The sequence below is a fragment of the Streptomyces botrytidirepellens genome, from assembly GCF_003721215.1.
GTDB classification, from domain to species: Bacteria; Actinomycetota; Actinomycetes; order Streptomycetales; family Streptomycetaceae; genus Streptomyces; species Streptomyces himastatinicus.
In genome coordinates this window covers 1-12,519 of sequence record NZ_RIBZ01000247.1, presented here as the reverse complement: position 1 = coordinate 12,519, position 12,519 = coordinate 1, and the positions used below count along the sequence as shown (strand labels likewise).

The following is a 12,519-nucleotide window of genomic DNA, read 5'->3' as shown; positions in this document are numbered from 1 at the left end:
TGGGCATCAGCGGCAAGTCGTCCCTCGCCGGGCGGGGGCGGGATCTGCACCGGCGGTTACTCAGCGAAAGCTGTCAGGAAACGTAACGATCGAGAGCCGGCCGCAGCGGTCGAGAAAGGCGGCCCACGCAGGTGACAGCGATGTAGGCCAGACGGGTGTCCATACCACTGGCTGGTTCGGGGACCGGACGGCGCTGCGAGGGGTGCAACCTGGGGCCCTGGGCGAAGCAGGCCGTGCTGATCCGGCCGTCGAGGTCGGCGTAGTGCCCGTGTTGGTCGATCTTGATCATGTGCATCAGGAGCCGGAAGTTCAGCATCTCGGTCGATGAAGCCCCTCTTGGCCGATCAGCGAGGGCGCCAGGTACGGATCTCCAGGTGGGAGATGTGAGCGTCTTCATGGATGCGGCCGGTTTCGACGAGCCACTGGTGGACGGCAGCAGTGACATCGCCAGCGGCGGCATCCACCCGGCGGGCGAAGTCTGCGGCGTCGAAGCCACCAGTGGTGGCTGCGCCATAGGAGCGTTCCTCGGTGTGGTCGGCACGCTGGATGACGGCACGGCGGATGCCGGGTGAGNGGTCGGCACGCTGGATGACGGCACGGCGGATGCCGGGTGAGTCGGTGCGGCTGCCGGAGGGGTGGACGTAGCCGGCTCTCGGCATGCGGACGGTGAAGGCCAGGCGCAGGCCCCGCCGGGCGGCTTCGGCGATCAGGGGGCGTAGACGGGTGGAACCGGAGGCGATGGCGGCGGCGGCGACGCGGCCGGTGCCGGTGCCGGTAGGGGTGATGAGGACAGCTTTGGTACGGACGCGGGCGCGGGTACCGCTAGCGGTGGTGCGACGCGTGATGCGAGGGCCGGCGAGGGCGGCGAGTTCGTCGATGTCGGTGATACCGGCGGTCTGGACTGCTTGGAGGATGTGCTGGAGGGCGGGGACGAAGGCGGCGCCTTTGCCGCGTGTGTAGAACTGGGAGACGAGGGAGGGGTCACGGCCGATGATGCGGGCAACGTCGCGTTTGGTGTAGCCGGCGGCGCGGAGCTGTTCGGTCAGGCGGGCGGCTTCGTTCAGCTCGTGTGCTGCCTGGCGGCGGTTACGGGGTGGCATCAGGCCTCGCTGGGGGTCTGGGCGAGGGCGGTGCGGCCTGCGTCACGCAGGGCGAGCAGGTCTTCCTCGGTGGTGGGGGCGGGGATGGGGCCGGTGAGGTGGCCTTTGTGCAGGTAGTCGCCGGGCTGGCCGTGGTAGGGCCAGTTCTGGGGTGCGGTGAGGTAGAGGGCGTCGGTGCGGAAGGCGATGACGGTGCCGGGTGGGGCGTGGAGGGCGCCGACGTAGATGTTGTCTTCGCGCATGCGCTGGGAGAGGAGGGCGGCGCGGGCGGCGGACCAGATTCCGGCGGCCCATTCGGGGTGGGCGTGGGGGTCGCGGGCGAAGCCGGTGGGGCGTTGCCAGGTGATGGTCTGGTCGTCGAAGCCGATGATTTCGGCGTCTGTGGGGACGTCGCGTTCCAGGGTGCGGGGGGTGGTGCCGGTGACGATGCGGGGGCGTTGGGCGAAGGAGCCGATGCCGTAGAGGAGGATGGCGCGCACGGCGCGGGAGGCGAGGTGGGCGGCCGTGCGTTGGTGCTCGTCACCGTGCATGGTGGCTTGGGTGGTGAGGCGGGCCCAGCAGTCTTTGAGGTTTTTCGACCAGTCGTCCAGGGGTTTGCCGTCGTCCCAGAGGATGCCGTCGAGGATTTCGATCTTCCACGGGGTGAGCGGGTTGGTGAGGGCGGTGTGGATTTCGGGGCCGCCGGCCCAGGTGGTGAAGGTGGTGCCGGGGGTTTTGGGGTAGTGCCAGGCGCGGTCGCCGGGGGCTGGTGCGGGCAGGATGCCGACGTGGTTCCAGTCGTGGGGGACGGTGACGCGGACGTGCCAGTGGCCGCAGCCGAAGAGGGCTTTGGTCTGTTCTTTCTCGCTCCAGGAGGCGAAGGTGGCCGCGGTGATGCGGCAGGGGGTGCCGACGGCGGATTTCCAGGTGTGTTTGGCGTAGGCGAAGGTGCGGTCGTATTCGACGAGGCCGGGGAGTTGGTTGGGGACGTCGGGTGGGGTGAGGAGTTCGGTGCGGCCTTGGCCTGCGGTGGCGTGGAGGAGGCCGCGGAGTTCTTCGGACAGGACGGGGTAGCCATCGGCGAATTGGCCGCGGGTGGGGATGGTGCGGGTCCACAGGTCCCGGCCGGTCTGGGAGGGGGAGCCCATGATGACGGCGTCGGGCCAGTGGGAGCGGAGGGTCTTCCACAGCAGGACGAAGGCGTCCCGGACGACGGCGGGGTCGGCTCCGTCGACGTCGAACCACTCCCCCACCGAGCGGATCTCCACGTGGTGCTCGCTGCCTTCGCGCTGGTAGCGGCCGACGGGGTTGCGGGGGTGGACGAAGTGACCGGCCATGCGGTCACGCCCGCGGCCGGTGTCGGTGCGCCAGCCGGGGGTGGGGGCGTTGAGCCAGGCTGCGACCGCGTCCTTGAGGTAGGGGTAGTGGTCGGCTTGGCGGTGCCATGGGTCGCCGGCGGTGATGTAGATCCGCTCCACGCCCTCGGGGATCGTGTGGAAGACGGCGGTGAGGATTTCCCCGGCTGAGGCGGTGCTCAGGTCCAGGCGCAGGGTGCGGTCGTGGTGGACCAGGGTTCCGGTGGCAGCGTCGAGGAAGACGGTGGAGCGTGCCTGCTGGGTGAAGTTCGGCCGTGTAGAGGCCAGGTTCGCGGTGTGGGTGAACCAGGCGTCTCCTTGCGGTCCTTCCGGGAGGGCCGGCAGGGCGCTGGCCCTGGTCGGCGGTGGCAGCGCAGCGGCAGGGGCGGCTGGCTCATGGAGGGTCGTAACGGTTGCTGCCTGCTGGGGGCGGCTGGCCATGGCGGGTGCCTGCGCTCCCGGTGTTTCGTCGGCCGGTTCGGAAGCAGCCGGAGCAGGGCCATGGGCGGAGGTGTCAGGTGCGGTGGTGGCTGGTGGCTGCTCCGAGGAGCCGGTGAGGCTCTCCGGTGCGAGGGTGGGAGCGGTCGCGACGACTTCAGCGAGGCTCAGTCCGGCAGCGGGGCCGATGCGTTCCGCCTTGGCCTTGGCGTAGGCAGCCATGGCGGTGATGCGCTTGTCGCGCTCGGCTTCGAGTTTGGCCAGCGCTGCCTTTGCCCGTTTGATCTCGTCCCGCAGGGTGCGCAGCTCGCTGAGGGCGGCGTTGTAGGTCTTGGCGTCCATCACGGTCCCTTGGGCGGTGCGGGTCGGTTAGCGGTGGCGGTGTTGGTGGTGACGTAGGCGACGGCGCCGCCCGAGTGCGAGCCCAGCCGTTTACCCAGGAACTGGTCGGCGAGGGTACGGTCCACGCTCGTCGAACCGGTCAGTGAGGTAGTAGGGGTCACCAGGTCGGTGACGTAGCCGGCCAGGACGGCGTCGGTGAACGCGTGCCGACCACGAGTGTTCTTCTCCCAGCGGTCGAGGCGGGTGAGCACGGCGATGACGTAGCCGGAGAGCGTGACTGGCAGCACTCCCCCGGCCGCCACGCTCGCGGCATCACACCGCCACCAGCCACGCAGTGCTTTGAGGATGTCATCGGGCGGCAGCTGGGCGGAGAAACCGATCCAGGCCCGGTCAGGTTCTTGCGCGGGCTGGGCAGTATCGACACGCAGCACCGCGATTTCAGGCGCATCAAGACGTTCCAGCGGCGCTCTCGGCCGGTCGCGCAACGCCCGGACAGCCTCAAAGGGCACCATCACGCGGACGCCTCGCCGCGACAGGCCGGGCAGGAGTCCGGCTCGGATGAGCCGCCGGAAGGTGGTGATGGCGCAGCCGAGCTCTTCCGCCGCCTGGCCTGTCGTCAGCAGCACAGTCACCGCATCCCATCAAGCGAACTCCAATATCTGATCGAGGACTCACGTTAGTGAGATACAGGTCTCACGTCAAACCGCTCGTGCCCGCCCAAAAGGCGCGGCGTAGTGGGGTGCTGGCAGCCACGGCCCAAGAGCACTCACGGTCTGAGACGGTGGTGAACGCACCGGGTACACCTGCACCGAGCGCTTCCGGGGGATTGCTGGTCGGCCAGCGTGTGGGATGTGGTAGGTCCGGATGGTTTGATGAGCATCACCTGACGGGAGATGCACCGCACCCACAGCCTGACGATCCTGCCCTGCTTCACCCTGCTGCTGACCCTGACCGCCTGCACCCACACCGACCCCTCCCCCGACGACACCAAGCCCACAGCGCCCAGCTCCGGTTCGTCCGAGGAGAAGAACGACAGCGGACTGTCCCTGACCGAGGCGATCGGGAAGCTCAAGGTGGCCCGCGAGTCCCGGACGGAGTATGAGAGGGAGAAGTTCAAGCTGTGGGTCGACGACGACCACGATGGCTGCGACACCCGCAAGGAAGTCCTCCTGGCCGAGGCGGTCAAGAAGCCCCGACAGGGCGAGGACTGCAAACTGACCGGCGGCACCTGGCGCTCGTACTACGACGACAAGACCATCGCCGACGCGGGCAAGCTCGACATTGACCACGTCGTTCCCTTGGCCGAGGCGTGGGACTCAGGCGCCTCGAAGTGGACCGCGGAACGGCGGAAGGCCTACGCCAACGACCTCGACGCCGAGCGCTCACTGGTCGCGGTCAGCCTCGGCTCCAACCGCTCCAAGGGCGACCAGGACCCCGCCGAATGGCTCCCACCGCCCAAGGACGCCCTGTGCACCTACGCCACCGACTGGGTCACCACCAAACTCCGCTGGAACCTCAACGCCGACCGCGCCGAGACCAAAGCCCTCCACCAGGTCGCCAAGGGGTGTAAGGAGGCGACTGTGACGTTCACACCCGCGCCCTGAAACGGGCCTCTCGACCGACTCTCGGTCAGTCGAACTGCGCCACTTTCATGAGGGGTCGTTTCACGGCGTCAGACAAGATCAATATGAGATACTTTTCGTCTCCCCGGCTGTATGAGAGCCGAAGGAGCGCCAGAGCCCTGAGTGAGAGCCACCCCCACCCGACCGGAGCGCTCGTCCAGGGATCACTCCGGTCGCGGCGCGTCATGGCCGTGTCGAGGGCAAGTGCTGTCGGCTCGTCGTGGGGCGGGGCTGTCATCCGTTACTGTCTGCTCGGTGAGCACGGGCGAGCAGACGCTTGCTGCTCCACCAGTACTTCTTGTGTTCGCTCCGCCAACTTTCGAGTCGGTTGGCAACCGAGAGGGTGCGTGGGTGGTGGGTGCCCAGCGTGGCCTCCCGGTCTATGAGGACGCGTTCCAGAAGCAGGGCGGCATCCGAAGTCTTGCCTCTCTGCCAGTACTCAAGAGCGAGGTTGACTCGGCACGTGAGGGTTGCTGGGTCCTCGGGCCCCAACAACCGTTCGCGCACGGCGAGGGTGTCCTCCAGCAGTGCGACGGTATCGATGGGCTTCTGACGAAGCCGGCGGGCCGCCAAGTGCCTGGCCAACCTTTGCTCTTGGTGAGGGAGGTCCTCCCGCAGCAGGGCGAAGGCTTCCTTGAAACGGTCGGCGCGGAAATAGGTCCAGGCGAGATCGCGCCGAGCGATGAGGGTTTTGGGGTGGGAGCGGCCCAGCAGTCGCTCGCTGGTGGCGGTCAGTCGTTGCCAGTACGGGACCGCCGCGGAGGCGAGAGACCAGCCGCGTCCGGCCCAGCGGAGGAGGTGGTGTCCTTCGACCTCCCACAGCAGGTCTCCCGCGTACGCGTCGAGGCTGTCGATGTTGGTCCGCAACACGGTCCTGTCCTCCCCATTGTTCGTGGGGGCGTCCTCCAACAGCTCGGTCAGTGCGTCGGTAGCGGCTTTCACCACGTCCGGCTGCGTATCGCTCGGGGTGTGCTCCCGCACGGCGCGTGCGGTGAGAGCGTGCAGCCGCACGGCGCGTGGGCCGGCCTGGGCTGTGTCAGTGAGCAGGCCGTATCGGTGGAGGAGTCTTAGTGCTGCGCGGGCCTGTGTGGGGCCGGCCTCGGTGGACGCGCCGGCAGGGGCAGACGCGGGGCGGTGCGCGCTGAGGTAGCGGCTGACGGCGTCGGTCGCCCACAGCGAATGGGGGTGTCCTGCGGGGTCCAGGACAGCTGCCAGGCGTAGCGCGGGGGTTGCCAGGCCGACGGGCTCGCAGGCTTGGGCGACATTCAAAGACAGCAGGAGTGCTGCGGCCACTTGTCGCCCGTATCCTTCGGTGTCTGCCTGGCGGGGGAACAAGTCGTCCAGGCTGGCGGCACTGTGGTTGAAGCGGTTCAGGTAGTCGGTGCAGGGAACGTCCTCGTTGATGATGTAGGCGGCGGCGTGCGACAGCGCCAGTGGCAGATAGCCCAGTGTCTTGGTCAGCGCCTCGGCTTGCTCGTCCAGCAGGTGGGTCGCGTGGGCCGAGTTGAGGCGCTCGCGTAGGTAGGTATCGGCTTCTTCTGCGCTGTAGGTGTCGATGTCTACCACTGCTCGGCCGCCGCCGGACAGTAGTGCGTCGTGACGGCGGGTTGTCGCCAGGACCTGGCCACGGCCATAGGCCGAGGGCGGTGGCCACCATGGCTGCATTCCGTCGGGGTCGGTGATGTCGTCGAGGACTATCAGCCATGAATGCGGGGTGGTTGCTAGCCATTGGAGAAACGCCCTGGCTTCGTCTTCCGGGCTTTTACTCAACGCGAGGTTCGGGGCTTGCACACAGCGCGCAGCGTGGGCATAAACGGCCACGGCCTGTTCGGTTTCACTGGCGTCGACCCATACGACCAACTCGATACCCTCAGTCAGGGACTGGTGGGCGTAGGCGGCCGCGAGTTGGGTCTTGCCCACGCCACCGCCGCCGGAGAGGACCTGGGTGAGTACCACCGTGGCGTGGCCTGTCCTGGCCTCGTCGATCCGGGCGCGTACCGCCGTCCGGTCTTGGAACGAGGATGCCAGAGCAGGTACCGATCCCAAACGTAGTGGCCAGACCACCGGAGCCTGTGGAGCGAGAGGGGGAACGATGAGCTGGTTGACGTGTCCACTGATGGCGACCGCATGCGCGGCCGAAGCGGAGGCGTTCCCCGACCTTTCCACGGTCACGGCTGCCTCGGCGTTCGATGAGGATCGCGGGTCGGGGCCCCGATATCCGCTCAGCGCTTCGCCGCCGCCTGTGGCGAGGGCATCACCACTTTCGCTGACGCTCACGGATTTCGCCGATGTATCTTTGCTGGCCGGAGAGCGGGACGATCGCCTCGTCCGACGCCACCTCATCGCCGACCCCTCCTTCCAGTCAACGCCATGCGGCTTCAGCCGGTGTAGTCGATGCCAGTGCCGGCACTGCTGCCCCGGCCTCGAGCGATGGCATCCCCGGTGTGCTGCGCGCGGGCCGCACCGCTGGCCGCACCGCTTCGACGGTGAATACCCGTGTGCGCCCTACCCCCATCACTCGCCTCAGCACGCCCGGTCCGCACAGCTGCGTCCTGCGGGCCGTCTGTCGGAGGCACAGCCGGCTGAAGCCACGCCCATACCAACGCACACACCCCGGTGGCAGCCTGAATCGAAGCTCCCACCAGCTGACCAGTATCCGGCCCGTCAAGCAACCAGAAGAGCGGAGTCGACACAATCCCCGCCAAGGCGGCAACTATCACTGTGATTCTCCGACTCGGTGACATACTCGCCCTTTCTCCCCTGGTACCGGTTCTCCAGCGGTCTGCTGACTGGAGGCGCGCAGCACCGTGCAGAACGGCCTCCGCAAGCAACGCAGTTCCATACTCCGGGACAAGGCAGACGGAGTGCGGGCTGCGCCACGCGAATCGGGGTGTGATCCTCGCCGCCTTCAGGCTCGACAAACCGCGGCCCAAGAACTTCTGCCTCTTGGCAAGCTCGAGCTGCGAGCGGCGCGTCGCCCGTCACCAACGTGCCGGGACAGCACACCTAGCCCAACGGGTGGATCGACAAGTGCTCGGTGGCATTGGTGCGGGGCAGTACGATCACTGCGGATTTCCGGCGGGGTGATCGTTGATCCATGACAGGCCGCCCAGGTCCAGTTGCCGGCGGGCTCGGGTGACGGCGACGTAGGCCAGGCGGGCTTCGCCGTCGTCGATCGGGCCGGGCACCGGAGCGCCGGTCTCGTCGTGGTCATCGCTGTCTTCGGGCGGGGTGAAGTCGTCGGCGATGCGGACGCGGAGCCATTCGCGGCCCTTGGCCTTGTGGGCGGTGGAGACGGTCACCTGGGCCTGCTCTTCGGGGAGGATGCGGCTGATGGCGATGAGCAGGGCGTCGGTGCCGTGGGTGTCGACGAGGTCGACCAGGGGCTGGAGGTCGCGGCCGGCCGGGTCGTGGGCGGCGTAGTCCTGGACCTCGCCCCAGCAGGTGAACAGCACCAGTTCCGGGTGACCGGTGCGGCGGCCTTCCTTCAGGTCCCGGGCGGCCAGCGCCAAGGCCTGGAGGCTGCCCCCTCCCCCGACCAGGCCGACCTGCTGGCCGGTGGCCAGGAGGTCCATGACGGTGGCCATGGCTCCGACGTTGGTGCGGCAGAGCACCGCCTCCGGCTGCTCTACCGGCCCCATTTCGGTGAGCACTGTCTCGCTGCCGGTCAGGCGGATCGGGGCGTCGGTGAGGGCGAGCCAGCGGTTAGCCTCGGCCGCCAGGCGGGGACCGAAGCGGAAAGACTGGGACAGGGACAGGGCGGTGCCGTCGAAACCGGTCATGACGTCGCGGGCGCCGCGCCAGTGGTAGATGGCCTGGGCGGAGTCACCAACCATGACCAGCTGGGCGTGATCCCGCTGGGCGGTGAAGATCTGCTCGACCACGGGGTTGGTGTCCTGGGCCTCATCCAGGAGCAGGTACTCGGCGGTGGTCTGCGGGCGGGTGAGGGCCCAGATCTTCAGGTAGTGGTCGTGGTCGAAGCGGACTACGCCGTCCTCGGGGTGCTGCAGGTCCGCCCAGACCTTGCGGGCGAAGGGCACGATCGTCTCGGCGAACTGGGCGTAGTGGTCGTCGCCTTCCAGGCCGCGCAGGCGGGGGACGTGGTGGGGGCACAGGTGGTCGTCCGCGGAGTGGCAGAAGCGGGTGACGGTGCGCAGGGTGGTGTTGGACAGGGTGCGGGGGCTGATGTCGCGGCCGCCGATACGGACGGGTTTGGTGATGCCCAGGGCCTGGCCGGTGCGCCAGCTGGGCTGGCGGGGGCCGCCCAGGCGGCGGGCGTAGCGGTGGCCGATGGCGGCGTAGGCCATGGCGTGCGCGGTCTTGCAGATCACGGTGTGGGGGAAGCGGGTGGCGGCCTCTTGGGCGATGGCGCGGTTGTAGGCGAGGTAGCGGCCGCGGCGGGTAGTGGCCTTGGCCAGGAGAGCCAGGGTGGTCGTTTTGCCGGTGCCGGCGCCAGCTTGGAGGACCAGGTGGTCCCCGGCGCGGAAAACGTCGGCTGCGGCGGCCTGTTCATCGGTGGGGTTCAGCACGAAGGCGGTCCAGGATGGCGGGGCGGCGCCGGCGATGTGCACTGGGGGTGCGGCGCCTGGGGCGGACGGGTGGTCAAGTCTCGGCGGACGGCGATGGCCGAGGGTGGTTGGCGGGTGGTGCGGCCGTCAGCGGGGGTGGTGTTGCCGAGCGGCGTTGGGCAGTCGGCTGTGGATGTGTCGGTGGTGCAGGAGCGGGTCAAAGACTTCCCAGCCGGGGAGGGTGACGTCGGCGGCGCCGGGCGCGGCAGTGTGGGCGGGGCAGCGCTGGGTGCGCCAGCGCATCTGCTCGGCGCAGGGCAGGTGGCTGAGGTTGTATACGGCCATCAGCTGCTGAGGCAGGGCGAGTTGGCCGTGGGTTGGTCCGGTGGGCAGCAGGGTCCAGGTGCCGGGCGTAGTGGCGAGGATGGGGCTGGGGCAGCGGTGGCGGTGACGGGTCTGGGCCACGCAGCGCAGCTCCTCGATGGGGTGAGCGGCGAGGTAGCAGGTGTAGAGGATCTGTACGACCGGGCGGGCCGGGCGGCAGGGCTGCGGACGCGGCTTGGTAGCAGGGGGCGAGGGCGGCGGGGTGAAGGTGTGGGCCTGGAGGCGGCGGGTGCGGACGGCGAGCTGACGGCGGGCCGCTTGCAGGGGCGCGCTGAGCGGGGCGGGGGCGGTGTGGTGGGGGCAGAGCAGGGTGTGCGGGATGCGGCACCATGCGCTGCCGTCGCCGCTGGGGTAGGCGGTGCCGCAGCTGAGATGCCAGCGGCAGGATTCCGGAACTGTAGTGGCTGGGATCTCGGCGGGGTGCAGGGCGATCGGCTGACCGTTGCTGGTGTGGAACCACTCCAGGCGGTGGCCGCAGTGCCGGCAGCGGGCTCCTTGTCCGGCGCGCAGCAGGCGGCTGGGGCTGTAGGGGGCGACGCGCAGGGAGCGGTGGCGGGGGCTGCCGTCCCGGTGACGGCCCCCGGTGGCGGGGGTGGGCTGCATAGCGGTGACCGTGCCAGAGGCCGCGCCGGAAGGGCAGGGTGGCGCCGTGCGGTTCGCGCGGACAGCCCAAGTACGCATGGACGTGCGTACGAGGACCGATTGGGCGTTCGGCGATGGTTCGTCGGTTCGGGTGATGTGTGCGCGGCGCGGGCGGGTCGGCGCGGCAGGGTCAGGCTGGGGGTTCGGCGGGTGGGGTGTGGCCGTCGCAGAGGGTGCCCAGCAGGGGGCCGAGGGGGACGCCGAAGGTGTGGGCGAGAGCGTGCCAGGTGGTGACGGACCCGGTGGTGCGGCCGTGTTCGAGGTCGATGACGGTGCGACGGGACAGGCCGCTGCGCTCGGCGAGTTCGTCGAAGGTCCAGCCGCGCTCATCCCTCAGCCGGGCGAGCTGCACGCGCAGCGCGGTGAGGTTGGGATCGGGCGGGAAGATCGTCACTGCCCCATCCGACGGCGCAGAACCTCGCCCTGTCAGTGCAGACTTCTGCACTATCTGAGCCGATACGGAACAGTCTCGACCGGCTCTGCAAGAGTGCGGGGGTCTGCACCACGGGTGCGGCCGACCTCCGCCCCGACCAGCCCCGGGAACGGGGCGTTATGAACCACTGCGGACCGAACAGGAGGACGCCGGGCCCGATGAGGCTCTCCCCCACCGACATCGCGGTGCGGCGCACCTGGACCGTGGAACTGCGCCCCCAGCCGGGCGGACCGATGCTGGCCTGCTCCCAGTGCCCGCCCCAACCGCACCCTGTCGCGGCGATCTCGGCACGATCAGTCGCGCTGGCCCATCTGTCCCGGCACGCCCATGAGAACGCCGTACCGGATCATCTGCGCACCTGCCAGTGCCAGGCCCGCGGCTGCCACTGGCACCCACGCCACCGCGGCTGCGCCGGCTCCGTCCTCCTGGTCCTGACGGGCGACCGAAGCGGGCGCCGATGGCGCCTGGCCGATGCCTGCGCTGCCTGCGCCGCCGCCACCGAACAGGCGTCCGTGGTCCCGAATATCCTTATCACCGCTCCCCCGGCGGCATGCTGTGCCCGGATCAACGGTCCGCGGAGGCCTTACACTCCCGGGCCACAGGAGCAGGTGCGGGTGCGGGAGATGCTCACCTACCTCGCTGCCGCGCTCCCCCGGTTCTCCTCGCCCACCGCCCGGCTTCTGGCCGTGCAATGCGCACTGCGTGCCGATGCCGGCGGCCGGGTCCGCCTGCCGGCCGGCCTGTTGCGCAGCATGCGGCTGGCCGGATACGCGGCGCCCTGGCACGAACTCACCCACGCCGGGTGGCTGAGCTGCCTCTCCCCCACCGCACGGCGGACATACGGCGGCGTTGTGGCACAGCTGCTGGATGCCGCCGTCCTTGACCAGGCCCCTCCCCGCCGCGCTCGCGCCCGAGCCGCCCACTGGGCCCTGCACCCGATCCCACTCGCGGCCACGCGCGAGGCGCCGCCCGCGGTGCAGCTCACCACGCTGACGCTGGCCGTGCATACCCCAGGCCAGTCGGGCAGCGTGGAGGTGGACCTGCTCACCCGCCTGTGCGGGCTCTCCCTGGGGCAGGTGGAAGAGCTGCTCGACCGTCTCGTCCGCGCACGCCTCCTGGACTGCTGGCAACGCTTTGCGGAGGCCGGTGAACTGCGTTGGCATCTGCCCCCAGAGCCACCCCCTGACGCATGACCGGCCCCCGCCTGCCAAGCCAGTGGTCACAAGCACCGAGGTTGTCAAAGGACATGCCCCTAGTACTCCAGTTGCGGTTCTCCATTTTCGCTGGTCACAGCGCCTTCTCGAGCGTAGTGGGTTGGCGGGTGGTCATGGCGGCGGTGGTTCGTGACTCACCCGATCGGGGTGCGTGCGGCGTTGATAGTGGAAGTGGCGGGCGACGGCTTGGTGGTGTCGTCTCCAGTACGACCAGCGGAGCCGGTGTTCGGTCCGAAGTAGGTGGGCTGCTGGGAGATGGGCAAGATCCATGAGCCGTCGCACTTCTGCCAGGGTGAGGGAAACGAGGCTGCTCGGACCGTTTCTCCGGCCCCCCTTTCAACGGCGTGGGCGACCATCGCGGCGAGGAAACAGTGGGCGAGCATGGCCAGGGTGATGTGGCGGTGCCAGCCCGGATACCGGCGGACCTCGTACTGGTCCAGGCCGCACTCGTTCTTCGCCGCCTGGTCGGGTAGGACCGCCGCATTGCTGCGGCGGTCCTACC

9 protein-coding genes and 1 pseudogene are annotated in these 12,519 nt (G+C 69.3%); 2 read left to right on the top strand and 8 right to left on the bottom strand.

From position 1 onward, the window contains the following. Window positions 1–73: 73 nt before the first annotated feature. The 3 genes from EEJ42_RS19495 to EEJ42_RS19480 all read right to left on the bottom strand — a co-directional run bounded on the left by EEJ42_RS19495 (window position 74) and on the right by EEJ42_RS19480 (window position 3,840). Entirely contained in the window at window positions 74–289 is a 216-nt protein-coding gene (locus tag EEJ42_RS19495; RefSeq protein ID WP_184503167.1) for a hypothetical protein, read from the bottom strand. A gap of 810 nt (window positions 290–1,099) precedes the next feature. Then, a complete protein-coding gene (locus EEJ42_RS19485; RefSeq protein ID WP_123101258.1) occupies window positions 1,100–3,214 on the bottom strand; it encodes a hypothetical protein in 2,115 nt (704 codons plus the stop codon). Continuing rightward, a complete protein-coding gene (locus EEJ42_RS19480) occupies window positions 3,214–3,840 on the bottom strand; it encodes a helix-turn-helix domain-containing protein (protein WP_123101284.1) in 627 nt (208 codons plus the stop codon). Before EEJ42_RS19480 ends, EEJ42_RS19485 begins: the two co-directional genes overlap by 1 nt. A 267-nt stretch (window positions 3,841–4,107) precedes the next feature. Here EEJ42_RS19480 and EEJ42_RS19475 point away from each other — a divergent pair, with 267 nt between their 5' ends. Beyond that, entirely contained in the window at window positions 4,108–4,818 is a 711-nt protein-coding gene (locus tag EEJ42_RS19475) for an HNH endonuclease family protein (RefSeq protein WP_123101256.1), read from the top strand. Between the two features lie 252 nt (window positions 4,819–5,070). On the opposite strand, the gene EEJ42_RS19470 is transcribed toward EEJ42_RS19475, so the two are convergent. From EEJ42_RS19470 to EEJ42_RS19450, 4 genes are all read right to left on the bottom strand, one after another. Continuing rightward, entirely contained in the window at window positions 5,071–7,113 is a 2,043-nt protein-coding gene (locus EEJ42_RS19470) for a tetratricopeptide repeat protein (RefSeq protein WP_184503166.1), read from the bottom strand. A gap of 785 nt (window positions 7,114–7,898) precedes the next feature. Further along, a complete protein-coding gene (locus EEJ42_RS19460) occupies window positions 7,899–9,362 on the bottom strand; it encodes a UvrD-helicase domain-containing protein (RefSeq protein WP_123101282.1) in 1,464 nt (487 codons plus the stop codon). Between the two features lie 129 nt (window positions 9,363–9,491). After that, window positions 9,492–10,331 carry a DUF6083 domain-containing protein gene (locus EEJ42_RS19455; protein ID WP_123101250.1) on the bottom strand — a complete coding sequence of 280 codons (840 nt, stop codon included), beginning with the start codon at window positions 10,329–10,331 and terminating at the stop codon, window positions 9,492–9,494. 169 nt (window positions 10,332–10,500) lie between these two features. Continuing rightward, window positions 10,501–10,764 carry a helix-turn-helix transcriptional regulator gene (locus tag EEJ42_RS19450; RefSeq protein ID WP_067078083.1) on the bottom strand — a complete coding sequence of 88 codons (264 nt, stop codon included), beginning with the start codon at window positions 10,762–10,764 and terminating at the stop codon, window positions 10,501–10,503. A 197-nt stretch (window positions 10,765–10,961) separates the two neighbouring features. On the opposite strand from EEJ42_RS19450, the gene EEJ42_RS19445 reads away from it, so the two are divergent. After that, a complete protein-coding gene (locus EEJ42_RS19445; RefSeq protein ID WP_123101248.1) occupies window positions 10,962–11,996 on the top strand; it encodes a hypothetical protein in 1,035 nt (344 codons plus the stop codon). Window positions 11,997–12,151: 155 nt separating this feature from the next. On the opposite strand, the pseudogene EEJ42_RS52955 reads toward EEJ42_RS19445, so the two are convergent. Next, a pseudogene (locus EEJ42_RS52955) lies at window positions 12,152–12,481 on the bottom strand (hypothetical protein); the annotation flags it as partial. Window positions 12,482–12,519 lie beyond the last annotated feature (38 nt).